Origin of the sequence: Nocardioides sp. Root1257 (assembly GCF_001425175.1) — a bacterium.
In the GTDB taxonomy this organism is placed as follows: Bacteria; Actinomycetota; Actinomycetes; order Propionibacteriales; family Nocardioidaceae; genus Nocardioides.
Genome location: NZ_LMDV01000001.1, coordinates 140,671 through 166,003, shown reverse-complemented (window position 1 = coordinate 166,003; position 25,333 = coordinate 140,671). Strand labels below are relative to the sequence as shown.

Below are 25,333 nucleotides of genomic sequence, written 5' to 3'. Positions count from 1 at the left end.
TTTGCCCGACCCGGCGCTGGTGGTGCTGGTCGGGCCGTCCGGAGCCGGGAAGTCCACCTGGGCGTCGGCCCGCTACCGCGCCGACGAGGTGGTCTCCTCGGACGCCCTCCGCGGCGTCGTCGGCAGCGGTCCGCACGACCTCGATGCCTCGGGTGACGCGTTCGACCTGCTCGAGCGGATCGTCGCCGCCCGGGTCGGGCGTGGCCTGACGACCGTCGTCGACACGCTCGGCCTCGACGACGCGCGTCGTACGGCGTGGCTCGGGCTCGCCCGGGCGGCAGGCCTGCCCGCGGTGGTCGTGCTCCTCACGACCCCGCCGGAGCTCTGCCGCGAGCGCAACCGCGCGCGGGACCGTCCGGTCCCGGCGCAGGTCATCGCCGGGCAGATCCGGAAAGCCGGCGCGATCGGCACCGCCCTCGACCTCGAGGGCTGGGACGAGGTCCACCGCGTCTCCGGTGCCGGTCGTGCAGCTGAGGGAGCGCCGGAACGCACGCCGAGCAGCACGACCGGACCGCAGGAGGAGCGACGCAGCGCGCAGGGCCTGCGGTTCGTGCTCCAGGTCAGCCGGTTCCCCTGGGGCGAGGACCCGGCGACCTGGCTGGCGGGGATCGCGACGGCGGCCGACCGCGCCGGGTTCGCCGGCCTCGCGGTCATGGACCACCTCATCCAGATCCCCCAGGTCGGCCGCGCCTGGGAGCCGATCCCCGAGCCGTGGGTGACCCTCGGCCTCCTCGCGGGTCTCGACACCGGGCTCGACCTGGGCACGCTCGTCACCCCCATCACGTTCCGACCGCCGGGCATCACCGCGAAGGCCGCGGCCACGCTCGACGCGCTCACCGGCGGCCGTGCCTTCGTCGGTCTCGGCGCGGGCTGGTGGGAGCGCGAGCACGCGGCGTACGGCCTGCCCTTCCCGCCACCGCGCGAGCGGCTCGACGAGGTCGAGCGCGCGATCCCCGTCATGCGGGCCCTGTGGGCGCCCGGCACGAAGGCGGCGGGCGACCTGCCCGAGACGACCTGCTACCCACGACCCGAGCACGACATCCCGATCGTCCTGGGCGGCTCCGGCGCCCGGACCCTGCGGATCGCGCGCCGACTGGCCGACGCGGTCAACGTGCGCCCCGACCAGGTCGACCGTGCCGTCGCGGCGCTGGCGGGCACCAGCGTCCGGGTCACGGTGCTCGATCTGCCGACCATCGGCCGGGACCGCGACGACACCTGGGCCCGCGTCGAGCGGCTTCGCGGCAGCACGAGCGCGTCGACGTACGCCGCCCGGACGCACGCCGGCACCCCGGCGGAGCAGCGCGACCGCTACGGCGCACTCGCCGATCGGGGCGTCGACACGGTCTTCCTGGCCCTCGCCGACCTGGAGGGACCCGAGGACGTCGACCGCGTTGCGAGCCTGACTACTTGAGCTCCGCGCTCGTGAGGCCGAGGACCCGCCGGGCGACGATGAGCTGCTGGATCTGCTGGGTGCCCTCGAAGATGTCCAGGATCTTCGAGTCGCGCGCCCACTTCTCGAGCAGCTCGGACTCGCTGTAGCCCAGCGACCCCGCGAGCTGCACGCACGAGAGCGTGATGTCGGAGCCGACCCGGCCGGCCTTCGCCTTGGCCATCGAGGCCTCCAGCGAGTTCGGCTGCCGGTTGTCGGCCATCCACGCCGCCTGGAGCATGAGCAGGTACGCCGCCTCCCAGTCCGCCTCCATCTGGAGCAGCTTCGCGGCTGCCGCCGACTGGGTGAGGGCCGGACGGTCGTAGTCGACCTCGACCCCCGCCTGCGAGAGCAGCTCGCGGGTGAGGTCGAGCGAGGCCCGCGCGCAGCCGACCGCCATCGAGGCGACCAGCGGCCGGGTGTTGTCGAAGGTCGCCATCGCGCCGGCGAAGCCCTGCTTGGTGTCGATCTCGGGCGAGCCGAGGAGGTTCTCGGCAGGGACGCGGCAGTCCTCGAACCGGATGGTCGCCGTGTCGGACGCCTTGATGCCGAGCTTGTGCTCGAGGCGCTCGACGCTCATGCCCGGCGTCCCCTTCGGCACCACGAAGGACTTGATCGCGGCCCGGCCCAGCGACTTGTCGAGCGTCGCCCAGACCACGATCGCGTCGGCGCGGTCTCCGGACGTCACGAAGATCTTCTCGCCGTTGATGACGTAGTGATCGCCATCGAGCACGGCGGTCGTCGAGATGTTGGCGGAGTCGGAGCCGGTGCCGGGCTCGGTGATCGCCATCCCGGCCCAGACGCCCTCGAACCGCGCCTGCTGCTCCGCGTCGGCCACCGACGCGATCGCCGAGTTGCCGAGGCCCTGGCGCGGCATGGAGAGCAGCAGACCCACGTCACCCCAGCACATCTCGGCGATCGACATCACCGACGCCAGGTTGGTGCCGTTCTTGACCCCGCCGGCATCGTCGACCTTCTCGTCGCGCTTCACGCCGGCAGCACCCGCGCCCTCGCTCGCGCCGGACTCCGAGAGCCCGTCGATCATCGCGGCGAGCATGTCGAGCTCCTTGGGGTAGGCGTGCTCGGCCTTGTCGTACTTGCGCGAGATCGGCCGCAGCATGTTCATCGCGACCTGGTGGGCCTGCCCGACCAGCGGCCGGAACTTCTTCGGGTCGTCCAAGTTGATGGCCATCAGATGAGCACCGTGCCTTCCATGACGCCGATGGACCGGAGGTCGCGGTACCAACGCTCCACCGGGTGCTCCTTGACGAAGCCGTGACCGCCGAGCAGCTGGACGCCGTCCAGCCCGATCTGCATGCCCTTGTCGGCGCACAGCTGCCGGGCGAGCGCGACGTCCCGGGCGATGTCCTTGCCGGCGGCCGCGCGCGACGCCGCCTTCCAGGTCAGCAACCGCATCGCCTGGAGCTCGATCGCGATGTTGGCGACCATGAAGGCGACCGACTGCCGGTGGGCGACCGGCTCCCCGAACGCCTCCCGCTCCTTCACGTACGGCGTCACGTAGTCGAGCACCGCCTGCCCGACGCCGACGCCGAGGGCGCACCAGGCCAGGCGGGAGAGCCGCACGCACTCGGCGTACGTCGTGCCGTCGGTCGTGCCGAGGACGGCGTCCTCCGGGACGGCGACGCCGTCCAGGTGCAGGCGGGCGAGCCCGGCCGCGCGGACGCCCATCGCGGGGTCCGCCTCGACCTGGAGGCCGGCCGCCCCGGCCTCGACGAGGAAGAGCACGGGGGCGCCGTCGAGGGAGGCGCCGACCACGAACAGCTCCGCGTCCGCTCCGCGCGGCACCGCCGACTTCAGGCCGTTGAGCACGAACCCGTCGTCGGTGCGGACCGCGGTCGTGGCGGGCGCGAGGACGTCGAAGAGCACGGTCGGCTCGGTCAGCGCGATGGCCGCGGCCGGCACGTCGTCGGACGTGAAGGCGGGCAGGTAGGTCTGTTGCTGTGCCTCGCTCCCCCAGAGCCCGAGGGCGGTGGCGACCGAGCCGGGCGCCAGGGACGCCACGGCGAGCCCGAGGTCGCCGTGCGCGAGGGCCTCGGCGACCAGGGCCCCGGCGACCGCCGAGCGCTCCTCGGTGATCCCGCCGAGCTCCTCGGGCAGGCCGAGGATCGGCAGCCCGACCTCGAGGCCGGCCTTGAGCACGACCTCGGGAGCGACGCAGGTCTCGTCGGCCTCGGCGGCCGCCGGGCGCAGCACCTCGGCGGCCAGCTCGGTGACCACGTCGACGAGCATCTGCTCGTCCTCGCTCGGCGTGAGGTCGAAGACCCCGGGGCGGGTGGCGGTGACCGGCCGGGACCCGGGACTCCCCTGCGCCCCGGCCCGGGCGAAGGTCCGCCCGGCTCGGGTGATGGTCCTGAAGCCACCGCGGGTGGCCGTGTAGACGGCGGTCTCGGTCTGCTTGCGGAGCCCGAGACGGTCGAGCACGTCGCTCTGCGCGAGGCGGCTGAGCGCGGCGACGGCGTACCCGATCGGGTCGCGCGTCTCCGTGGCGGCGATGCCGTGCCGGCCGCCCGGGCGGAGGCTGGTGAGGAGGGACATGATGCAAATGTAACTCGGAGTTACAACGAGCGCTACGACGCGGTCCGTGGGTCGGGTCACACGCTGGCTACGCTCCTCCTCATGCCCGACCAGTCCGACCAGCCCCTCGCCCCCCACGGCCCGCTCCCGACCGGAGGCACGGTGCGCCCGATGACCCGGTGGGGCACGCCCGTGATGCACCGCCCCCAGGCGCAGGTCCGGACGTACGACGACGCGCTGCGCGCCCTGGCCGCCGACATGGTCGCCACGATGTACGCCGCGGACGGCGTCGGCCTGGCCGCCTGCCAGATCGGCGAGGACGTCGCGATGTTCGTCTTCGACTGCCCCGACGCCGACGGCCGTCGTACGGTCGGCGTCGTCTGCAACCCCGTCCTCACCCTCCCCGAGGGCAAGGACCGCAACCTCGATGCCGACGACGAGGGCTGCCTGTCCTTCCCGGGCGCCTTCATCGAGTGCGCCCGTCCCGACTTCGCCTCGGTCAGCGGCACCGGTCTCGACGGCGAGCTCGTGGAGTTCTCCGGCGACGGGCTGCTGGCCAGGTGCCTGCAGCACGAGACCGACCACACCCTCGGCACCGTGTTCGGCGACCGCATCCCGACCAAGCTCCGCAAGAAGCTCCAGAAGGCGCACGACAAGGTGGCCGCGGACTTCCCGCCCGAGTGGCCGGCCGGCTGAGCCGCGGCGTACGCTTCTCGACGTCGGCGCAGGACCCGGACTGACGGAGGTGAGTGCAGTGCATAGCGACAGTTGCCGCTCCCCCTCCCGCACCCGCACGAACTCTGAGGTCCCGCCATGTCTGACCGCAGCTTCAAGCCGATCCGCTCGCTGACGGACCGCGTCCGCCGCCCCGGCGTACGACGCGCCTCGGCCACGCCGGGTGCCTCGCTGGCCGTCGAACGCATCGGCAACCGCGACAGCATGGTCGACAGCGCCGTCTACGTCGCCGGCGACCGGGTCGACTCGCCCACCACGCTCGCAGAGTCCTACCGCTCCCTGCGGGATCACGAGGACGCCGTGGCGTGGATCGGCCTCTACCGTCCCGACCACCACGAGCTGGGCTCGATCGCCGACGAGTTCGACCTGCACGAGCTGGCCATCGAGGACGCGATCGTCGCGCACCAGCGGCCCAAGCTGGAGCGCTACGACGACACCCTCTTCGTCGTGCTGCGCGCGGCGCACTACGACGACGCGCGCGAGGAGGTGGACTTCGGCGAGGTGCACGTCTTCGTCGGCGCCGACTTCGTGATCACCGTCCGGCACAGCGAGTCGCCGGACCTCTCCGCCGTACGCCGCCGCCTCGAGAGCAACCCCGACCTGCTGGCGCTCGGCCCCGAGGCGATCCTCTACGCCATCCTCGACCGGATCGTCGACGGCTACGCGCCGGTCGTGGCGGGGCTCGGCAACGACATCGACGAGATCGAGACCGAGGTCTTCGGCAGTGACCCGCAGGTGTCGCGGCGCATCTACGAGCTGTCCCGCGAGGTGATCGAGTTCCAGCGCGCCACCCGGCCGCTGCTCGCCGTGCTCACGAACCTGACCGCCGGCTTCGAGAAGTACGGGACCGACCCCGAGCTCCAGCGCTACCTGCGCGACGTCGAGGACCACCTCATCCAGGTGATCGAGCAGGTCGACGGCTTCCGCCAGCTGCTCCGCGACATCCTGACCGTGAACGCGACCCTGGTCGCCCAGCGGCAGAACGAGGAGATGCGCGCCCTGTCCGAGGCCAGCATCGACCAGAACGACGACGTGAAGCGGATCTCGGCCTGGGCGGCCATCCTCTTCGCCCCGACCCTGGTCGGCACGGTCTACGGCATGAACTTCGACCACATGCCGGAGCTGCACTGGGCCTACGGCTACCCGATCGCTCTGGTGATGATGCTGCTGGTGAGCGTGACGCTGTGGGGTGTCTTCAAGCTGCGTCGCTGGATCTGAGCGGCCTCCGGCTCGCAGGTTTGGTCACCAACCGTGCATGGGAGCGTTCCCGGTCTGCGCTTGGTGACCAAACCGCGGAGCCGGAGGCTCAGCGCCGGGCGGTGATGTAGCACGCCACGGCGGTGGCGGCGGCGACGTTGAGAGAGTCGATGCCCTCGCGCATCGGGATGACGGCGCGGCGGTCGGCGGACCGCTCCCAGCGGGGCGAGAGGCCGTGGCCTTCGGAGCCGAGCACCAGCGCGACGCGATCGACGCCGGCGACGGCGTCCTCGATCGCGGTCGCGTCGTCGGCCAGCGTCAGCGCGACGGTCGTGAAGCCGGCGGCCGACAGCGAGGGCAGGGCGTCGTACCAGTCCGGCAGCCGGGTCCACGGGGTGCTGAAGACCGCGCCCATGCCGACCTTGATCGCGCGCCGGTAGAGCGGGTCGGCGCACCGTGGCGCCAGGAGCACGGCGTCGAAGCCGAAGGCCGCACCGGAGCGGAAGATCGCGCCGACGTTGGTGTGGTCGACCAGGTCCTCCAGGACCAGCACCGACCGGGCGCCGGCAAGGACGGCGTCGACGGCCGGCAGAGGATTGCGGGCGAACGACGCCAACGCGCCACGGTGCACGTGGAAGCCGGTCACCCGCTCGGCGGCGGACTCGGTCATCACGTAGCAGGGCGCGTCGGTGGTCGCCAGGACGTCGGCGAGCCCGTCGACCCAGCGCTCGGCCATCAGGAAGGACCGCGGCGCGAAGCCGGCCTCGACCGCGCGCCGCACCACCTTCTCGCCCTCGGCCAGGAAGAGGCCGTGCTCCGCCTCGAGGTGCTTGCGCAGCTCGACGTCGCGCAGGTCGCGATAGTCCCCCAGCCGCGGGTCGGCCGGGTCGTCGACCGCGAGGATCGTCGCCATCAGGACCCGACGGCCCCGGAGTAGACCTCGGGGTGGGCGACCGCCACGACCTCGCCGACCACGATGATCGCGGGCGGACGTACGTCGTGGGCGACGAGCTCGTCGGCGAGCGTGCCGAGCGTCGCGAGGACCGTGCGCTCCCCCGGCATCGTGCCGTCGCAGACGACGCCGACCGGCGTCGTGGCCGGCCGTCCGCCGGCGACCAGCGCCGCCGCGATCGCGGGTGCGTTCTCCACGGCCATCATCAGCACGACGGTGCCCGCGAGCTGACCGAGTGCCGGCCAGTTCACCAGCGACTCGGGGTGGCCCGGTGGCAGGTGGCCGGAGACCACCGTGAACTCGTGGGTGATGCCGCGATGGGTCACCGGGATGCCCGCCACGGCCGGGACCGACACCGAGCTCGACAGCCCCGGGATGACAGTCACCGGCACCCCCGCCTCGCGGCAGGCGATCACCTCCTCGTAGCCGCGCCCGAAGACGAAGTTGTCGCCGCCCTTGAACCGCACCACCCGCTTGCCCGCCAGCGCACCCTCGACGATCAGCCGGTTGATCTCCGCCTGCTGCGCGGAGCGGCCTCGCGGCAGCTTGGCGACGTCCACCAGCTCGACGTCGGCGGGCAGCTCGCCGAGGAGCTCGCGCGGAGCGAGCCGGTCGGCCACGACCAGGTCCGCCTCCATCAGTGCCTTGCGCCCCGCGACCGAGATCAGCTCCGGATCGCCCGGCCCACCGCCGACCAGCACCACGCCGGGGGTCCGGTCCCGTTCGTGCCGGGCGACGATCGTGCCCTCGCGCAGACCCTCCAGGATCTCGTCGCGTACGGCGGCGGAGCGACGCGGCTCGCGCTGACCCAGCACCGCGACGGTGACCCCCGCGTGCCGGCCGACGGCCGGGGTCCAGGCGGTCGCCCGGGTCGCGTCGTCCGACCGGACGCAGAAGATCCGCCGCGCCTCGGCGGCGGCGGAGATCTCCTCGTTGACGTCGTGGTCGGCCGTCGCGGCGATGACGTACCACGTCTCGTCGAGGTCGGCGGCGACGAAGCCGCGCTCGTGCCAGGTGATCTCACCGGCCCCGACCATGCCCTCGATCGCCGGCGTGATCTCCGGCGAGACCACGTGGACATCGGCCCCGACCGCGATCAGCTGCGGCACCCGCCGCTGGGCGACGTGGCCGCCGCCCACCACGACCACGCGACGACCCGTCAGCCGCAGTCCGGAGGGGTAGAGGGGGAAGTCGTCCATCGCACCATCATCCCGGCACGCCGCCCCCGACCCATGACGCGGGTTCATCCACCGGACTACGTTGGGCTCGTTCCGCGGATTCCCCTACGTGAGGAGCACCATGACTCTCGACCGCCCGGTCACCCCCAACCCCTACGACCTGCTCCCGTCCGTGCCGTCGTTCACCGTGACGAGCACCGACGTGTCCGATGGCGACCCGCTGAAGGACGACCAGGTCGCGGACGCCGGCAACACCTCCCCCCAGCTGTCCTGGGACGGCGCTCCGGAAGGCACCAAGAGCTACACGGTCACCTGCTTCGACCCCGACGCGCCGACCCCGAGCGGGTTCTGGCACTGGGTCCTCGTGGACCTGCCGGCCGACGTGACCTCGCTCGACGCGGGCGCCGGCGCCGAGGGAGCGACGCTGCCCGGGAACGCGTTCATGTGCCGCAACGACGGCGGGTCGAAGGCGTTCATGGGCGCCGCTCCCCCGCCGGGTGACCAGGTGCACCGCTACTTCTTCGTGGTGCACGCGGTGAAGGAGGAGTCCCTCGGCGTCGACTCCGACGCCTCGGCGGCCGTCGTCTCGTTCAACCTGGCGTTCAAGACCGCCGGTCGCGCCCTCATTCACGGCACCTACCAGCACTGAGGGGTCCGGACCGGCTCGACCGGAACCGTGAGGGCGGGAGCCACGTCCCACCGCCATGACGGGTCGGGCAGGGAGCGCGCTGCTGGTCGTTGCGATCGCCCTGGGGCTTCTGTCGGGCTGCACCGACGGCCCGGCACCGGCGTCGAACGCACCAGCCGTGGCTGTCCCCGCACCGCCGCCAGGGACCCGTTGGCAGGGCATCAACGAGGTCGTGGTCGCCGTGCCCCGGACCTGGGCGACGTCGACCGAGCCCTGCCAGCCGGCCGCGCCGGACACGGTCTGGTTGACCAGCGATGCCACTCCGCCGGTGCCGTGCCCACTGGTCCGTGCCCGCGGATCGGTCCTGCACGTCGACAGCGCCGACCTGGGCCCATTGCGGCTCCGGACCGAGGTGCGCGGCGTCGAGCTGCGGCACGGCGGCGTCCGCTGCCGGGCCGGCGCGAGTGGGCCCTGCACGCTCGACTTCGCCGTCCCGAGCCTCGCCGCGTCGTTCCACCTCTTCTACCTCGGGCCGTCGCCGTCGGCGTTCGTCAGGCGGATGATGCGCTCGCTGACGGTCCTGCCGCCCGGGCTCACCACGGTGCCCGTCATCCCGTACGGCGCCGAGGTCACCGACGCGATGGATCTTCTCGGCACGGCCGGCCTCAGGGGCCGGTCACCCCAGGTCGACTTCCCCCACTACGTGACGGGCACCCGGCCACAGGCAGGACTGCTCGCCCGGGACGGTGACGCCGTCCGGCTCACCATCGGCGACGGCTGAGCCGGACGGGTGGAGCTCAGCGCCCGGAGGCTTCGCGGAGCAGCTGCTCGAACGGCGTGGGCTCGGCGAGCTCGTCCTCGACCGTGCGGCGGCCCGCCAGGACGTGCGAGGTGGCGCTGTCCACCGGGCTGACCTTGCCCATCAGCAGCGCAAGCTCCCCGGCGGCCCGGGTGACCCGCCGGTCCAGGTCGGTGCCGGCGAAGTCCTCGCTCGCGGCGAAGACGCCCGTCGGCACGACGACCGCGTGCAGGTAGGCGAAGAGCGGTCGCAGCGCGTGCTCGAGCACCAGCGAGTGCCGGGCGGTGCCGGCGGTCGCGGCGACCAGCACCGGCTTGCCGTCGAGCACCCCGGTCTCCAGCACGTCGAAGAACGACTTGAAGAGCCCGGAGTACGACGCGGAGAAGACCGGCGTCACCACGACCAGCCCGTCGGCCGCGCGTACGGCGTCCTGGGCCGCGGCCAGCTCGGCACCGGGGAACCCGGTGAGCAGCTGGTCGGTGACCTGGTGGGCCAGGTCGCGCAGCTCGACATGGGTGACCTCGACGTCCTCGAGCGCCTCGACCGTCGCGGCGGTGAGCCGGTCGGCGAGCAGCCGCGTGGACGACGGGACGCTCAGCCCCGCGCTGATCACCACGAGCTTCGTCATGCCGTCACCTCCTCGGTGTGCTGGGCGTCCTCGGCACGGTGGCCGGTCGCGCTGTCGGCCTCGGCGTAGACCGTCGAGTCGTGGGCGCCACCGGCGGCCGCGACGCGGGACGCGTGGGTGGGCGCGTCCGGGACGTGGGCCGGTCGACCCTCGGCCATCCCGGCACGCAGGTCGGGGAGGATCTCCCCGAGCAGGTCGAGCTGCTCCAGCACCGTCTTCAGCGGCAGGCCGGCGTGGTCGACCAGGAAGAGCTGGCGCTGGTAGTGGCCGACGTAGTCACGGAAGCCGAGCGTCCGCTCGAGCACCTGCTGCGGCGACCCGACCGTCAGCGGCGTGGCCTCGGTGAAGTCCTCCAGGGAGGGGCCGTGACCGTAGACCGGGGCGTTGTCGAAGTACGGGCGGAACTCGTCGACCGCGTCCTGGCTGTTCTTCCGCATGAAGAACTGCCCACCCAGGCCCACGATGGCCTGGTCGGCGGTGCCGTGGCCGTAGTGCTCGAAGCGGCGCCGGTAGAGGTCGACCATCTGCTTCGTGTGCCCGGCCGGCCAGAAGATGTGGTTGTGGAAGAACCCGTCGCCGTAGTACGCCGCCTGCTCGGCGATCTCGGTGCTGCGGATCGAGCCGTGCCAGACGAACGGCGAGACGCCGTCGAGCGGGCGCGGGGTCGAGGTGTAGCCCTGGAGCGGCGTACGGAAGCGGCCCTCCCAGTTGACGACGTCCTCGTCCCAGAGGCGGCGCAGCAGCGCGTAGTTCTCGACGGCCAGGTTGATGCCGTCGCGGATGTCCTTGCCGAACCACGGGTAGACCGGGCCGGTGTTGCCGCGACCCATCATCAGGTCGACGCGACCATCGGTGAGGTGCTGGATCTTCGCGTAGTCCTCCGCGATGAGGACAGGGTCGGTCGTCGTGATGAGCGTGGTCGCGGTCGACAGGATGATGTTCTCCGTCTTCGCGCCGATGTAGGCCAGCGTCGCGGTCGGGTTCGACGCGATGAACGGCGGGTTGTGGTGCTCGCCGGTGGCGAAGACGTCGAGCCCGATCTCCTCGGCCTTCTTCGCGATCTCGACGGTCGCCTTGATCCGCTCGTGCTCGGTCGGCGTCCGGCCCGTGGTGGGGTCCGCCGTGACGTCGCCGACGGTGAAGATGCCGAACTGCATGTCCGCTCACTCCTGAAGGTAGGTGGGTCGTTCGGTAATTGAATTCCGAACTATCCCCACAACGAGGGACGCTGCCCAGGTATTCCTGCCACCATCCTCGCGTGAAGCCACGCCGGAAGCCTCCCGCACCCAGCGTCCCGTGGTGGGTCCCCGTCCTCATCCTGGCGCTCACGATCGGCCAGCTCGCGGTGGCCGAGTGGGCGCCCGGGATCGAGCGGTTCGCCGACAAGGCGTTCGGCGCCCGACTCATCGCCTACCCCGCGATGATGCTGCTGGTGCCGGCGATCTGGTGGGTCGTCGTCAAGCGCCGGCGACCGGAGGCGCCAGCGCCGTACGGCGCGTTCTCGCTCATCATGCTGGGCTTCCTGGTCGACGTGACCGGCAACAGCCTCGACCTCTACGACTCGGTGACGTGGTGGGACGACATGAACCACTTCGTGAACTGGTTCTTCCTGCTCAGCGGCATCGGCCTGCTGATCGCCCGACCGGTGCGCCCGACCTGGGCGCAGGTGCTGCTGATCACCGGGCTGGGCGCGCTGCTGGCGATCGGGTGGGAGCTCGGCGAGTGGTACACGTTCATCCGACACGGCACCGAGCTCGACACGGCGTACGAGGACACCCTGGGCGACGAGACCCTCGGCACCCTGGGGGCGCTGTGCGCCGGGCTGCTGGTCGCCTTCCGCCTGCGGCATTCGGACACGGTTCGGTAACGAGGCCGCAGTCCGCAGCCTCCGGGTTGCGGCCGGCCTGACAGGTTCCTGCAACTCGTTATCAGATTTTTGCGGTCCTCGTCGCGGTACATTGCCGTCATGACGCGACGACTGGCCGAGGTGGCCGCCCGGGCGGGCGTGAGCGAGGCGACGGTCAGCCGGGTGCTGAACAGCAAGCCCGGCGTCTCGGCGGCCACCCGCGAGACCGTGCTGACCGCGCTCGACGTGCTCGGCTACGAGCGCCCGACCAAGCTGCGCGGCGAGCGCGCGCGGCTGGTCGGCCTGGTCCTGCCCGAGCTGTCCAACCCGATCTTCCCGGCGCTCGCCGAGGTCGTCGGGGCGCTGCTCTCCCAGAACGGGCTCACGCCGGTGCTCTGCACCCAGATCAACGAGGCCGGAGCCGAGGCCGGGTACGTCGACATGCTGCTCGAGCAGCAGCAGGTCGCCGGCATCATCTTCGCCGGTGGCCTCTACAGCCAGGCCGACGCCGACCACGAGCACTACGACCGGCTCGCGCGGCGCAAGCTCCCGGTCGTCCTGATCAACGCCGGGATCGAGCGCCTGCCCTTCCCCAGCATCGTCTGCGACGACGCCAGCGCCATGGAGCAGTCCCTGGAGCACCTGCGCTCGCTCGGCCACGAGCGCATCGGCCTCGTCCTCGGACCGCGCGACCACGAGCCGTCGCTGCGCAAGCTCGCCGCGGCGCGCGCCCACCTGGACCTCGCCGAGGACCTAGTGGGGCACAGCCAGTTCTCGCTGCAGAGCGGCCAGGCGACGGCGAGCACCCTGGTCGGCCGCGGCGCCACGGCACTCGTCTGCGCGAGCGACCCGCTCGCCCTCGGGGCGATCCGGGCCGTCCGCCGCGCTGGGCTCCGGGTGCCCGAGGACGTCTCGGTGATCGGCTACGACGACTCGGCGTTCATGTCGTCCGTCGAGCCGCCGCTGACGACCGTGCGCCAGCCGATCGAGGCGATGGGCCGGGCCGCGGTCGCGGCGCTGCTGACCCAGCTCCGCGGCGAGGAGGCGCCCGCGGACGAGCTGCTCTTCGAGCCCGAGCTCGTCGTCCGGCGCTCCACCCGGCCTGCAAGCGCGCTCGCCGTTGCTGCAAGATCTGGAAACTAATTACGTACTGTCAGGTTCTTGCAGTGCTCTGCAAGCCCTCCTAGCGTTCCCGGCGCCGTCACCCCTGTGACGAGCACCACTACCGGGAACGAGGACCTGACGCGTGAGCACCGACCTGCGTCCCACCACCGCAGCGTCCGACCCCGGGACCCCGGCCGCGGACTGGTGGCGAACCGCGGCGATCTACCAGGTCTACCCGCGCAGCTTCGCCGACGCGAACGGCGACGGCACCGGCGACCTCGCCGGCGTCCGCAGCCGGCTGCCCTACCTCGCCGAGCTCGGCGTGGACGCCATCTGGTTCACCCCCTGGTACCCCTCGCCGATGGCCGACGGCGGGTACGACGTCGCCGACTACCGCGCCATCGACCCGTCGTTCGGCGACCTCGCGGAGGCAGAGGGCCTGATCCGGGATGCGCTGGACCTCGGCATCCGCACCATCGTCGACGTGGTCCCCAACCACGTGTCCGACCAGCACGCCTGGTTCCAGGCGGCGGTCGCGGCCGGTCCGGGCTCGCCCGAGCGGGAGCGGTTCTGGTTCCGCGACGGGCTCGGCGCGGACGGTGAGCTGCTCCCGAACGGCTGGGTGTCGGAGTTCGGCGGACCGGCGTGGACCCGGCTGACCACGCCCGACGGGACGCCGGAGCAGTGGTACCTGCACCTCTTCGCCCCCGGCCAGCCCGATCTCAACTGGGGCCACCCCGACGTGGTCCGCGAGCACGAGGAGATCCTGCGGTTCTGGTTCGACCGCGGCGTCGCAGGGATCCGCATCGACTCCGCCGCCCTGCTCGCCAAGGACGCCACGCTGCCCGAGGTGCGACCGGACCTGGACCCCGGCGAGCACCCGTACGTCGACCGCGAGGACCTCCAGGGCATCTACCGCGCGTGGCGCCGGGTCGCCGAGTCCTACGGCCCCGACCGGGTGCTGATCGGCGAGATCTGGCTCCCCGACGCCGAGCGCTTCGCGCGGTACCTCCGCCCGGGGGTCCTGCACTCGGCCTTCAACTTCGACTACCTGGCCTCGCCGTGGGAGGCGGCCGCGCTGCGCCGCTCGATCGAGCAGACGCTCGCGGTGCACGAGAGCGTGGGCGCGCCGGCGACGTGGGTGCTCTCGAACCACGACGTGACCCGGCCGGTGACTCGCTACGGCCGCGCCGACACGTCGTTCGCGTTCGAGGCCAAGCGGTTCGGCACCCCGACCGACCTCGCGCTCGGTCACCGGCGGGCCCGCGCCGCGGCCCTCCTCGCGATGGCGCTGCCGGGCGCCTTCTACCTCTTCCAGGGCGAGGAGCTCGGGCTCCCCGAGGTCGAGGACCTCCCGCTGGACCGGATCGACGACCCGATGCACGCCCGCTCGGGTGGCGTCGATCCCGGCCGGGACGGCTGTCGCGTGCCGTTCCCGTGGTCGGGGTCGGCGGCGCCGTACGGCTTCAGCGACGTCGCGGGTGAGCCCTGGCTCCCCCAGCCTGACACCTGGGCGGGGCTGACCGCCGCCGCCGAGGCCGACGACCCGGACTCGATGCTCGAGCTCTACCGGGCCGCGCTCCGGATCCGCCACGACGACCCCGACCTGGGCGCCGGGAGCCTGACCTGGCTGGACCTCGGTGCCGAGGTGATCGCCTTCCGCCGGGGCGACCGCTTCGCCTCGGTCACCAACTTCTCGGGCGGTCCGGTCGACCTGCCGTCCTCCGTGCAGACCTGGCTCGCCAGCGTGCCGCTGGAAGGAGGACGCCTGCCCACCGACGCCACGGCCTGGCTCGATCTCGGGTGAGCCAGACCCCCGGCAGCACCAGCCACGCACCACCTCCACCACCGCTCCACCACCACCATCAAGGAGTTCTCCCATGAGGAACCACCGACGGCGCGGCCTGACCGCGCTGGCGACCATCGCCTCCCTCGCGAGCGTCTCCCTCCTCGCCGCCGCCTGCGGCAGCGACGAGGACACCAAGAGCGACGGCAAGACCACGATCACGGTCGAGGGCTGGCGGCCCGGCGACGAGCAGGGCACCATCGACGCCGTCAAGAAGCAGGCCGACGCCTTCATGAAGGACCACCCCGACATCGTCGTGAAGCCGATCGAGTGGGAGTGGAACGCCGAGACGTTCTCGACGCAGCTCGCGGGCAACCAGCTGCCGACCACGTTCCGGGTCCCGTTCACCGACACCAAGGGCCTCGCCGAGCGGCAGCAGATCGCCGACGTGACGCAGTACGTCAACGAGCTGCCGTACGCCGAGGACTTCAACCCGAGCGTCCTCGCGGCCGCCCAGGGCACGGACGGCAAGATCTACGGGCTCCCGACCGACGTGTACGGCGTCGGGCTGCACTACAACCGCGACCTCTTCGAGCAGGCCGGTCTCGACCCGGACTCGCCCCCGACCACGTGGGACGAGGTCCGCAGCGACGCGCAGGCGATCGCCGACAAGACCGGCAAGGCCGGCTACGCCCAGATGAGCACCAACAACACGGGCGGCTGGATGCTCACCACGCTGACCTACGCGCTCGGAGGCCGGATGGAGTCGGACGACGGCGCCACCGCGACCATCGACAACGATGCCACCGCCCAGGGCCTGCAGATGCTGCACGACATGCGCTGGACCGACGAGTCGATGGGCAAGAACACCAACTACGAGTGGGCGCCGATCAACGAGGCGTTCGCCGCCGGCAAGGTCGGCATGTACATGTCGGGCTCCGACGTCTACAACGCACTGGTGACCACCAACCAGGTCGACCCGGACTCCTACGGCCTGGCCGTGCTCCCGCTGTCCGACTCGCCGGATGCCGGCATCCTCGGTGGTGGGTCGGTGGCCGCGGTCTCCGCGAAGGCCACGCCCGCCGAGCAGGAGGCCGCCGTGCAGTGGAACGACTTCTACCGCGAGGCGAAGAACTACGACCCCGACCGGGCCGTGGCCGACGCCGAGGTCCTCAAGGCCAGCGACCAGCCGATCGGTACGCCGACCCTGCCGATCTTCGACGAGACGACGTGGCAGTCCGTGCAGGACGCGATCAAGCCCTACGTGAACGTCCCGCTCGACCAGATGACGTCGTTCACCGACGGTGTCTTCGACCAGACCCTGGTGCCGGAGCCGCCGGCCCACACCCAGGAGGTCTACGGGATCCTCGACTCGGTCGTGCAGAAGGTGCTCACCGACGAGAACGCGGACATCGACTCGCTGCTCTCGGACGCCAACGACCAGGCCCAGGCACTGCTGGGCTGACCGGTCCGGGCCGGCCGGCACCCCTCCTCGACGGTGCCGGCCGGCCCTCATCTCCGTACCTCGCCCGACTCCGGACAAGTTCCCTGGAAGGGACCATGACCGCGCTCCTCGCCCGACTCCCTCGCCTGCCTGAGCGGCTCGGGAGGTCCCTGGGCCCCCTCGTCTTCCTGCTGCCCATGCTCCTGGTCTTCGGCCTCTTCTCGTGGTGGCCGATCGTCCGCTCGTTCGTGATGAGCGTCCAGCAGACCAACATGGTCACGCCGGCCACCTACGTCGGCCTCGACAACTTCCGCGCCGTGCTGGACGACCCGCTGCTCACGACCGCCGTCCAGAACACGGCCTGGTTCGCCGTACTGGCCCTCGTCATCGGCTACCCGGTGCCGCTGATCCTGGCGGTGGTGATGAGCGACGTACGCCGGGCCCGCGGTCTCTACTCGCTGCTCGCCTACCTGCCGGTCGTCGTACCGCCCGCCGTCGCCGTGCTCCTGTGGCGGTTCTTCTACGACGCCGAGCCGACGGGCGTCTTCAACACGATCCTCGGCTGGTTCGGGCTCGGCCCGGTGCCGTGGCTGGAGGACGCGAGCTGGGCGATGCCGTCGCTGGTCCTCGAGGCGACCTGGGCGGCCGCCGGCGGGACCGTGATCATCTACCTCGCGGCCCTCGTCTCCGTGCCCCCCGAGCTGTACGACGCCGCGGAGGCCGACGGCGCCGGCATCCTCGCGAAGGTCTGGCACGTCACGCTCCCGCACCTGCGCAGCATCATGCTGATCACCCTGATCCTGCAGATCATCGGCACCTCGCAGGTCTTCCTCGAGCCCTACCTCTTCACCGACGGCGGCCCTGACAACGCGACGCTCACGGTGCTGCTGCTGGTCTACAACTACGCCTTCGCCAACACCACCGGCGGGGACTACGGGAAGGCGACCGCGCTGAGCCTGATGCTCGCCGCGGCGCTCGCCCTGATGTCCGTCGTCTACTTCCGCGTCACGAGGAGCTGGTCCGAGTGAGCACGCTGGTGCAGCACACCCCCGACGTCCAGCCGGAGCCCGAGCCGGAGCTCTCCGGGCCGCTCCCGCGTCGGCGACGCCGTCGCCGGGCAGCGGGCGAGACCCGCACCATCACCTCGGCGTTCGAGCGCCGTCGCCCCGGGGTCCGGATCGGCCGCACGATCGTCAACGGCGGTCTCCTGGTCTTCCTGCTGATCGCGTGCCTCGGCCCGATCCTGTGGCTGGCCAAGTCCGCGATCACGCCGACCCAGGACACCCTGCGCTACCCGCTCGCGCTGTGGCCGCACGGCACCGACTGGGAGAACCTGCGCACCGCGTGGGTCGAGATCGACCTCAAGCTCTACTTCTGGAACACCGTCGTCATCGCGATCGGGTCGTGGGCCGTCCAGATGCTCGTCGCGGTCACCGGCGGCTACGCGCTCGCGATCCTGCGGCCGCGCGGCAGCCGGATCCTCTACGGCCTCGTGCTCGCGACCATGTTCGTGCCCGCCGTCGTGCTGCTCGTCCCGCTCTACCTGACGGTGCTCGACCTCCCGTTCACGCACTGGAACCTCGTGAACACCTACTGGGGGGCCTTCCTCCCGGCCGGAGCGAGCGCGTTCAACGTGGCCCTGGTCAAGCGCTTCTTCGACAACCTGCCACGCGAGGTCATCGACGCCGCCCGGGTGGACGGCTGCGGCGACTTCCGGCTCTTCTGGCACATCGTGCTGCCGATGTCGCGCCCGGTCCTCGGCGTCGTCTCGGTCTTCGCCGTCCTGGCCGCCTGGAAGGACTTCGTCTGGCCGCTCGTGGTGCTGCCCGACCCCGCCAAGCAGCCGCTCTCGGTCCGGCTGCCCCGGCTCGCCGCGGTCACCGAGCTCGACGTGGTCCTCGCCGCCCTGCTGATCTCCTGCGCGCTGCCGATCGCGTTCTTCCTGGTCTTCCAGCGGCTGTTCCTGCGCGGCGGGCTGGAGGGTGCGGTCAAGGGCTGACGGCGCCCGCTGGCACCCGGCAGCCCCACACGTTTGGTCACCAACCGTGCATGGGAGCGCTCCCGGTCTGCGCTTGGTGACCAAACGTCGGGCCCCGGGGCCGCGAGTCAGCGCTGCTGCGGCTTCCAGAACGGGTTGGGCAGACGGGCGACCAGGACGCCGACCTTGTCGATGCGGTGCTCCGGGTTGCCGAGGCTGTCGGTCCAGTAGTTGCCGCGGGCGTGGTCCTCGGGCGTCGCACAGGTCGAGATGGTGATGTACGCACGCGTCGCCTTCTGGCCGGGGTGCCCGGGGACCTCCGCGCGCTGGGCGCGGAGCGACTTCGCCGAGCGGAACGACACCCAGCGGGTCTTCTTGACAACGTACACGTAGCGCCAGCGGCGTACGTCCACGATCACCTTGTCGCCGCGGTGCAGCGACGGCGTGTGCCGGAAGACGCCGCCGTGGGAGGTCCGGTGGGCCGCGACCTGGTAATTGCCGATCCCGCCCGGGCCGGTGCCGCCCTGCGGTCCGTTCGACGCCGCGGCGATCCCGCGGTTCTGGATCCGGGTGCCCGGCGCGTCGTCGGTCTTCCCGCGGTAGGCGATGACCGGCAGTCGGTGGATGCCGACGGCCCGGATGGTCAGCCTGGCGTCTCGCGGGGTGCCGTCGCTCGGGACGGCCTTCGTGGCCGCGGCCGACGTGTCGGCAGAGGCCGGCACGGCGGGGGCGACGGCCAGCGCGGAGGCGATGACGGCGACGGCGCCGATCCCCATCCTGGTCGTGCGGTGCAAGGAAGTGAGGGTGAGATCCATGGGGCACTCGTACCCACGGACGCCCCGCCCCAGACCTTCGATTCGGTCGGTCGGGGCGCTATGCCCGGAGCACCTTCTCCATCGCCTTGCCGCGAGCGAGCTCGTCGACGAGCTTGTCGAGGTAGCGGACCTGCTGCATCAACGGGTCCTCGATCTCCTCGACCCGGATGCCGCACACGACGCCCGTGATGAGCGAGACGTTCGGGTTGAGGGTCGCGTCGGCGAAGAAGTCCTCGAAGGTCGTGTCGTCGTCGAGATGCCGCTGGAGCGCCTCCTCGTCGAAGCCGGTCAGCCACTCGATGACCTGGTCGAGCTCGGCCTTCGTGCGGCCCTTCCGCTCGACCTTGGCCACGTAGTGGGGGTAGACCGAGGCGACGCTGGTCGTGAAGATCCGGTGCACGGGCACCAACCTAGGCCGTGTCCTGGGCGAGGGGTGCCTTCAAGGACGCGCGTACGGCGTACCGCTCCCCCGCGACGTCGACCTCGAACGACCCGGATGCGAGCCAGTCGGACGTGACGGGCCCGTCGTGTCGGAGGTAGCCGAGTGCGACGCAGGCGCCGACGGTCTCGCCCCAGGCGGCGCTGGTGACCTGCCCGATCGGTGTGCCGTCGCGCAGCAGCAGCTCGCCGCCCCACAGCATCGGGTCCGGTGAGTCGACCACCAGCGACACCAGCCGGCGCCGGGGTCCGCCGTCGGCGAGCTCCGCGCGGTGGGCCTCGAGCGCGGCCCGGCCGAGGAAGTCCTTCGTGCCCGAGCGCGCCGTCGCGAAGACCAGGCCGGCCTCCACCGGGCCGTAGTCGGGCGTGAGCTCCCGGCCGAAGGCGCGGTAGCCCTTCTCCAGGCGGAGCGACTCGATCGCGTAGTAGCCGGCGTCGCGGGCGCCGCCCAGCGTGACGGCGTCGTGGACGGTGCCGGCATCGGCCACCGCCACCATCAGCTCCCAACCGAGCTCGCCGACGTAGGTCATCCGGGTCGCGCGCACGTCGACCCCGGCGATCCGCACCTCGCGCGAGGTGGCGAACGGGAAGCCCGGCTCTGACCAGTCGTCGTCCGAGAGCGCGGAGAGCAGCGCCCGGGAGCGCGGCCCCATCACGCCGAGTACGGCGTACGCGTCGGTGACGTCCTGCGCCGGCACGCCGTGGCGCGCGAGCCAGTCCAGGTCGCGCACGGTCGTCGCCGAGCTCGAGACCAGCAGGAAGGACTCCGGCCCGGTGCGAGTGACGGTGAGGTCGGCCTCGTAGGTGCCGCGGGCGTTGAGGAACGGTGTGTAGACGCAGTGGCCGACGGGCACCTCCACGTCGGCGGCGCACACCCACTGCAGAAGCTCGAGCGCGTCCGGGCCGGCGACGACGTACTTCGAGAACGAGGTCTGGTCGAAGACCGCCACGTCCTCGCGGGTCGCACGCTGCTCGGCCGCCGACCAGGCGAGCCACGACGGCTTGCCCCACGCGTAGTCCAGCGTGGCCCCGGGCGGACCGAAGACGTTGGGCCGCTCCCAGCCCATCCGGGTGCCGAAGAGGGCGCCGGCTGCGGCGACCCGGTCGTGGACGGGCGAGGTGCGCTGCGGGCGGCCGGACTCGAGCTCCCGGTTGGGCCAGGGCACGGCGTAGTGCAGGCCCAGCACCTCGGACACCCGCGAGCGCAGCCAGCCGTTGTCGGCGTGCAGGGGCGCGAACCGGCGTACGTCGACCGCGACCAGGTCGTCCTGCGGCTCGCCCGCCACGATCCACTCCGCCAGCGCCCGCCCCGCGCCGCCGGCGGAGGCGATGCCGACCGAGTTGAAGCCGGCGCCGACGAAGAAGCCGCGCAGCCCGGGGGCCTCCCCGAGGAGGAACTGGTTGTCGGGCGTGAACGACTCCGGGCCGTTGTAGAACTTCCGGATCCCGGTCTCCTCGAGCGCAGGGATCCGCCGCAGCGCCTCGTCCATCAGCACCGAGAAGTGCTCCCAGTCCTCGGGGAGCAGCTGGAACTCGAACGGGTAGGGCAGGTCGTCGGGCGAGCGCCACGGCTTCGCCTCGGGCTCGAATCCGCCGACGACGAGGCCGCCGGTCTCCTCCTTGAAGTACGTCCAGCCGTCGGGGTCGCGCATGATCGGCAGGTCCGGGTGCACGCCCTCGATCGCCTCGGTCACGACGTAGAAGTGCTCGGCCGAGTGCAGCGGGACCGGGACGTCCACCAGGTCGCCGAGCCCCTTGGCCCACTGGCCGGCGCAGTTGACGACCACCTCGGCCTCCACGGCCCCCCGGTCGGTGACGACGCCGGTGACCCGGCGCCCGGACGCGCCCTCGTCGACGGTGAAGTCCGTGACGCGCACCCGCTCGGCGATCCGCGCACCCCGCATCCGGGCGCCCTTCGCGAGCGACTGGGTCACGTCGGACGGGTTGACCTTGCCGTCGCCCGGCAGCCAGATCGCGCCCAGCAGGTCGTCGACCCGCATGGCGGGCCAGAGCTCCTGCGCCCGCTCCGGCGAGACCAGCTCGCAGTCCATGTCGTAGGCGACCGCATTGGCCGCCGTACGCCGGAGCTGGACCATCCGGTCCTCGGTGCGCGCGACGATGACCCCGCCGACGTTGCGGTAGCCGGTCGCCAGCCCGGTCTCCGCCTCGAGCGACTCGTAGAGCTCGGCGGAGTACTGCACCAGCCGGGTCCCGCTCTCCGACGCCCGCAACGGCCCCACCAGGCCCGCCGCGTGCCAGGTCGTGCCGCACGACAGCGTGCCCTGCTCGAGCAGCAGCACGTCGGTCCAGCCGAGGCGGGTCAGGTGGTAGGCGACCGACGTCCCGATCACTCCACCGCCGACGATGACCACCTGGGCGCGGGACGGAAGGTCAGTCACGGGTGACATCCTCCAGGAGCCGTGGGAGGTCCGGGCCACGGAAGGTGGCGACGGCCTTCTCGAACCGGTCCATCCCCCAGCCGTGGAAGTCGTAGTCGATCGGGCTGGCGGCGGCCTGGATGAAGCCCCAGAGGGACCAGCCGTACTCGCTGCAGAGCATCTGCAGCCGGACCCGCGCGAGGTCGGCCCGGGTCGGCGCACCGACGTACGCCTCCGTGTAGGCCTCCACCTGCTCCGGCGTGAGGTTGCACTCCGTCGCGGTGTTGCCGAGCTCGAAGTAGCCGTCGTTGTTGCCCGAGTACTCGTAGTCGATCAGGTGGACCTGCTCACCGTCGTCGATGAAGTTGGCGGCGAGCAGGTCGTTGTTGCACGGCACGGTCGGGCCCTGGCGGACGCCGAGCGCCCGCCGTACGTCGTCCCACGCGGCGGCATGGTCGCCGTACGTCGGCGGCAGGGCGTAGCCGCGGTCCCGGACGGTGGCGAGGTAGGCCGCCTGCCGGGCGAACATGTCGAAGTCCCCGCGGAAGCGAGGCCCGGCGTGCAGCCGACGGGTGGCCTCGGCCGCCCGCCTCAGCACGCCGGCGTCGGCGAAGTCGGCGTCCTGGAGCGCACGACCGGGCAGGAACGAGATGACCAGCATCGACAGGTCGGGTCGGTACTCCACCACCTCGGCCCCGACACCCGCGTCGGCCGCGGCGCCGGTGTTGAACGCCTCCGCGTCCCGGTCGATGCCGAGCAGCGAGGCGTCGCCCTGCGACCAGCGCACGACCACGTCGAGGCCGGCGTCGTCGGTGACGTGGAAGTTGGTGTTGGTGAGGCCGCCCGGCAGGTCATGGACACGCCAGGACCGCCCCGCCAGGCAGGCGAGGCGGTCCAGCGGAGGGGCGTCAGCCACGCAGGACGGTCACTCTCCGAAGGAGTCGATGACGGCCTGGTCGATGGTGACCTTCGGACCGGTGAACCACCGCTTCGCGGAGGCGTGCCACCAGATCGTCAGCAGGACCAGCGCACCGATCGTGAGGATCGGCGCGTAGTTGACGAACTTCCAGGAGAAGTCGTCGTTCCACGGCACCGCGAGCGGGGTGAACGGCAGCACGAAGTAGATCGAGATGATCACGATCTCGGCGACCGCGACCAGGTTCATCCACTTGTACTTCGACCCGTTGTTCCAGGTGCCGGCCTCGAAGGCGTCGCCCATCTTCCAGCGCAGGAAGATCGGGATGGCGAAGGCGAGGTAGAGCCCGATGACGGCCACCGACACCACGGCGTAGAACGCCGTCGGGACGATGATCGGGGCGTCCGGGGTGCCGATGTTGACCTCGATGAGGGCCGGCAGCGTGATCGCCACGCCGACGACCGCCACCGCGATGACGGCGTTGATCGGCACCCGGTTGGCGGCGACCTTCGACCACAGGCGAGAGCCCGGGATCGCGCCGTCCCGGCTGAACGCGAACGTCATCCGTGAGGCGCTGGTGAGGCACGCGGTCGCACAGAAGAGCTGGCCGGCGGTGGAGATGACCAGGATCATGATGTGCCAGCGCTCCGGTAGCGCCTGCCCGAAGATCACGTCGGCGCCGTTGAGACCGGAGTTGATGCCCGCGGTGACACCGTCCGGGTCCTGCACGGCGTAGAGGAACGCGAGCAGCAGGATCCAGCCACCGATGGCCGAGTAGAAGATCGAGCGCCAGATGCCCTTCGCGGCGCCCGTGCTGGCCGCGTTGGTCTCCTCGGAGAGGTGGGCGGAGGCGTCGAAGCCGGTGATCGTGTACTGCGTCAGCAGGAAGCCGAGGGGCAGCACCAGGAACCAGAACGTCGTGCCGCCCGTCGACCCGTCGGCGTAGCCCGAGTTGTTGATGCGCTCGGTCCAGACGAAGGACGAGCTCGCGTGCTGCTCGGGGACGAGGATCAGGATCAGGATGACGGCGGCCGCACCGGCGACGTGCCACCACACGGAGATGTTGTTGATCATCGCCAGCAGGTGCGCGCCGAACGCGTTCAGCAGCACGGCCATGACCATGATCAGCACGAACAGGATGAAGACCCTCTTCAGGCTGTAGTCGCCGGCCCAGCTGTCGCTCATCGTGCTCAGCGTGATGTCGAGGAACGTCGCGGCGCCGTACGCCACCGAGGCGGTGACCGCGATCAGGCCGATCAGGTTCAGCCAGCCGGTGAAGAAGCCGGCAGCGGGTCCGCCGAGCTTCGAGGCCCACCAGTAGATGCCGCCCGAGGTCGGGTACGCCGAGACCAGCTCGGACATGGTGAAGCCGATGATCAGGATGAAGATCGAGATGATCGGCCAGCCCCACGAGATGGCGATCGGGCCACCGTTGCTCCAGCCCTGGCCGAACGTCGTGAAGCAGCCGGCGAGGATCGAGATGATCGAGAACGAGATGGCGAAGTTGGAGAAGCCGGACCACGAGCGGTTGAGCTCCTGCTTGTACCCGAGTCGAGCGAGGTGCTTCTCGTCGTCGGTCAGCTCCGGGTTCGAGTGAGCCGGGATCGGCTCGTGTGCTTCGGGCATCGGACAACCTTCCGGGCGATCGTGCGAATGTGAACCGGACGCTAGACCCGCGCCGTTCTGGGTGTCCATAGGCTTGCGTAAAATTGGTATGAACTCAGACCATTGACGTCATTGACACCCGCGTTCCGACGATCCAAGGATTGAGCCCATGACGGCGCCCGCCCCACCCTCGGTGGAGCACCCCCTCCCCCAGGCGGTGCTGCGGCCGGTGCGCGGGCACCACGCCTTCGAGGCCTGCGTGGAGCAGCTCGGCACGGCGATCCGCCTCGGTGTCTACCCACTCGGCACCACGCTCCCGGCCGAGCGCGACCTGGCGGCGCGCCTGGAGGTGTCGCGCGCGACGCTGCGTGAGGCGATGGCGGCGCTGCGCGAGGCCGGCCTGGTCGAGACCAGGCGGGGGCGCGGCGGCGGCACCGTCGTCACCCTGAAGGCGAAGTCGCCCAGCGCCCGGGCCGCCGCGCGGCTCGACGTGAGCCAGCGCCGGGACTGGCTCGACGCCCTCGACTACCGACGCATCGTGGAGCCCGGCGCTGCCTGGCTCGCCGCCCGGGCGGACCTCTCCGCCGTACGCCGTGAGGAGCTGGAGCGCGCGCACGCGGACGTCGCGGTCGCGAAGCGTCCCGCCGCGCACCGACAGGCCGACTCGCGCTTCCATCTCACCGTCGCCTCCCTCGCGGACTCGCCGCGGGTGATCGAGGCGGTCACCTCGGTGCAGTCGACGCTGCACGAGATGCTGCTGGCGATCCCGGTGCTCGAGGCCAACATCGGGCACTCGGACCGCCAGCACGCGGCCCTGGTCAAGGCGATCCTCGGCGGTGACCCCGACCGGGCCCGCAGGGTGATGGAAGAGCACTGCGACGACACGGCCGCGCTCCTGCGCGGACTCGTGGGATAGCCCCTCCCAGACATGACCGAGGAAAG

General features: G+C 71.5%; 23 protein-coding genes. 12 read left to right on the top strand and 11 right to left on the bottom strand.

All coding sequences use genetic code 11. The features are described 5' to 3' along the window. The first annotated feature begins 1 nt into the window (after nucleotide 1). A complete protein-coding gene (locus tag ASC77_RS00800; protein ID WP_235547371.1) occupies nucleotides 2–1,411 on the top strand; it encodes an LLM class flavin-dependent oxidoreductase in 1,410 nt (469 codons plus the stop codon). Here ASC77_RS00800 and ASC77_RS00795 read toward each other — a convergent pair. Together ASC77_RS00795 and ASC77_RS00790 are read right to left on the bottom strand one after the other, a co-directional pair. Next, nucleotides 1,404–2,621: an acyl-CoA dehydrogenase family protein gene (locus tag ASC77_RS00795; protein WP_056147586.1), complete on the bottom strand. Its 1,218-nt coding sequence runs from the start codon at nucleotides 2,619–2,621 to the stop codon at nucleotides 1,404–1,406. The genes ASC77_RS00800 and ASC77_RS00795 overlap by 8 nt on opposite strands. Continuing rightward, nucleotides 2,621–3,985, bottom strand: a complete 1,365-nt coding sequence (locus ASC77_RS00790) for an acyl-CoA dehydrogenase family protein (protein ID WP_082574371.1) — start codon at nucleotides 3,983–3,985, stop codon at nucleotides 2,621–2,623. Before ASC77_RS00790 ends, ASC77_RS00795 begins: the two co-directional genes overlap by 1 nt. An 81-nt stretch (nucleotides 3,986–4,066) precedes the next feature. On the opposite strand from ASC77_RS00790, the gene def reads away from it, so the two are divergent. Then, on the top strand, nucleotides 4,067–4,660 hold the full coding sequence (def, locus tag ASC77_RS00785) for a peptide deformylase (RefSeq protein WP_056147584.1): 594 nt from the start codon (nucleotides 4,067–4,069) through the stop codon (nucleotides 4,658–4,660). A gap of 117 nt (nucleotides 4,661–4,777) precedes the next feature. Next, complete coding sequence (gene corA / locus ASC77_RS00780; protein ID WP_156390860.1) at nucleotides 4,778–5,917, top strand: magnesium/cobalt transporter CorA; 1,140 nt, start codon at nucleotides 4,778–4,780, stop codon at nucleotides 5,915–5,917. Nucleotides 5,918–6,005: 88 nt separating this feature from the next. Here the strand turns inward: corA and ASC77_RS00775 are convergent, their stop codons facing one another. Beyond that, a complete protein-coding gene (locus ASC77_RS00775; RefSeq protein ID WP_056147582.1) occupies nucleotides 6,006–6,809 on the bottom strand; it encodes a TrmH family RNA methyltransferase in 804 nt (267 codons plus the stop codon). After that, nucleotides 6,809–8,047, bottom strand: coding sequence for a uroporphyrinogen-III C-methyltransferase (gene cobA / locus ASC77_RS00770; RefSeq protein WP_056147579.1), 1,239 nt, complete (start codon nucleotides 8,045–8,047; stop codon nucleotides 6,809–6,811). Before cobA ends, ASC77_RS00775 begins: the two co-directional genes overlap by 1 nt. Before the next feature lie 100 nt (nucleotides 8,048–8,147). Here cobA and ASC77_RS00765 point away from each other — a divergent pair, with 100 nt between their 5' ends. Together ASC77_RS00765 and ASC77_RS00760 are read left to right on the top strand one after the other, a co-directional pair. Next, nucleotides 8,148–8,675, top strand: a complete 528-nt coding sequence (locus ASC77_RS00765) for a YbhB/YbcL family Raf kinase inhibitor-like protein (RefSeq protein WP_056147576.1) — start codon at nucleotides 8,148–8,150, stop codon at nucleotides 8,673–8,675. Nucleotides 8,676–8,832: 157 nt separating this feature from the next. Next, nucleotides 8,833–9,435, top strand: a complete 603-nt coding sequence (locus ASC77_RS00760; RefSeq protein ID WP_156390859.1) for a hypothetical protein — start codon at nucleotides 8,833–8,835, stop codon at nucleotides 9,433–9,435. Nucleotides 9,436–9,451: 16 nt separating this feature from the next. Here ASC77_RS00760 and ASC77_RS00755 read toward each other — a convergent pair whose 3' ends face one another. Together ASC77_RS00755 and ASC77_RS00750 are read right to left on the bottom strand one after the other, a co-directional pair. After that, the gene (locus tag ASC77_RS00755; RefSeq protein ID WP_056147571.1) at nucleotides 9,452–10,081 is read right to left on the bottom strand and encodes an FMN reductase; all 630 of its coding nucleotides are present in this window, start codon (nucleotides 10,079–10,081) and stop codon (nucleotides 9,452–9,454) included. Next, a complete protein-coding gene (locus ASC77_RS00750) occupies nucleotides 10,078–11,238 on the bottom strand; it encodes an LLM class flavin-dependent oxidoreductase (protein ID WP_056147568.1) in 1,161 nt (386 codons plus the stop codon). Before ASC77_RS00750 ends, ASC77_RS00755 begins: the two co-directional genes overlap by 4 nt. Nucleotides 11,239–11,339: 101 nt before the next feature. On the opposite strand from ASC77_RS00750, the gene ASC77_RS00745 reads away from it, so the two are divergent. The 6 genes from ASC77_RS00745 to ASC77_RS00720 all read left to right on the top strand — a co-directional run bounded on the left by ASC77_RS00745 (nucleotide 11,340) and on the right by ASC77_RS00720 (nucleotide 18,260). Next, complete coding sequence (locus tag ASC77_RS00745; RefSeq protein ID WP_056147565.1) at nucleotides 11,340–11,948, top strand: hypothetical protein; 609 nt, start codon at nucleotides 11,340–11,342, stop codon at nucleotides 11,946–11,948. 99 nt (nucleotides 11,949–12,047) lie between these two features. Then, the gene (locus ASC77_RS00740) at nucleotides 12,048–13,070 is read left to right on the top strand and encodes a LacI family DNA-binding transcriptional regulator (RefSeq protein ID WP_056147563.1); all 1,023 of its coding nucleotides are present in this window, start codon (nucleotides 12,048–12,050) and stop codon (nucleotides 13,068–13,070) included. Nucleotides 13,071–13,173: 103 nt separating this feature from the next. After that, nucleotides 13,174–14,838, top strand: a complete 1,665-nt coding sequence (locus ASC77_RS00735; RefSeq protein WP_056147560.1) for an alpha-amylase family glycosyl hydrolase — start codon at nucleotides 13,174–13,176, stop codon at nucleotides 14,836–14,838. A 73-nt stretch (nucleotides 14,839–14,911) separates the two neighbouring features. Continuing rightward, nucleotides 14,912–16,282, top strand: coding sequence for an ABC transporter substrate-binding protein (locus tag ASC77_RS00730; RefSeq protein WP_056147558.1), 1,371 nt, complete (start codon nucleotides 14,912–14,914; stop codon nucleotides 16,280–16,282). Nucleotides 16,283–16,377: 95 nt separating this feature from the next. After that, nucleotides 16,378–17,289, top strand: coding sequence for a carbohydrate ABC transporter permease (locus ASC77_RS00725; RefSeq protein ID WP_082574370.1), 912 nt, complete (start codon nucleotides 16,378–16,380; stop codon nucleotides 17,287–17,289). Continuing rightward, nucleotides 17,286–18,260, top strand: coding sequence for a carbohydrate ABC transporter permease (locus ASC77_RS00720; RefSeq protein WP_235547369.1), 975 nt, complete (start codon nucleotides 17,286–17,288; stop codon nucleotides 18,258–18,260). The genes ASC77_RS00725 and ASC77_RS00720 overlap by 4 nt, the downstream gene beginning before the upstream one ends. A gap of 107 nt (nucleotides 18,261–18,367) precedes the next feature. Here ASC77_RS00720 and ASC77_RS00715 read toward each other — a convergent pair whose 3' ends face one another. From ASC77_RS00715 to ASC77_RS00695, 5 genes are read right to left on the bottom strand one after another with little or no spacing between them, the layout of a single operon-like run. Beyond that, a complete protein-coding gene (locus ASC77_RS00715; protein ID WP_082574368.1) occupies nucleotides 18,368–19,054 on the bottom strand; it encodes a class E sortase in 687 nt (228 codons plus the stop codon). 58 nt (nucleotides 19,055–19,112) lie between these two features. Beyond that, on the bottom strand, nucleotides 19,113–19,454 hold the full coding sequence (locus tag ASC77_RS00710; protein ID WP_056149701.1) for a DUF2200 domain-containing protein: 342 nt from the start codon (nucleotides 19,452–19,454) through the stop codon (nucleotides 19,113–19,115). 10 nt (nucleotides 19,455–19,464) lie between these two features. Then, nucleotides 19,465–21,891, bottom strand: coding sequence for a GcvT family protein (locus tag ASC77_RS00705; protein WP_235547368.1), 2,427 nt, complete (start codon nucleotides 21,889–21,891; stop codon nucleotides 19,465–19,467). Further along, complete coding sequence (locus tag ASC77_RS00700; RefSeq protein ID WP_056149699.1) at nucleotides 21,884–22,786, bottom strand: phosphotransferase; 903 nt, start codon at nucleotides 22,784–22,786, stop codon at nucleotides 21,884–21,886. The genes ASC77_RS00705 and ASC77_RS00700 overlap by 8 nt, the downstream gene beginning before the upstream one ends. Before the next feature lie 9 nt (nucleotides 22,787–22,795). Next, nucleotides 22,796–24,412, bottom strand: coding sequence for an amino acid permease (locus ASC77_RS00695; RefSeq protein ID WP_056147553.1), 1,617 nt, complete (start codon nucleotides 24,410–24,412; stop codon nucleotides 22,796–22,798). Between the two features lie 148 nt (nucleotides 24,413–24,560). Between ASC77_RS00695 and ASC77_RS00690 the strand changes: the two genes are divergently transcribed. Beyond that, complete coding sequence (locus ASC77_RS00690) at nucleotides 24,561–25,307, top strand: FadR/GntR family transcriptional regulator (protein WP_056147550.1); 747 nt, start codon at nucleotides 24,561–24,563, stop codon at nucleotides 25,305–25,307. Nucleotides 25,308–25,333: the final 26 nt, after the last annotated feature.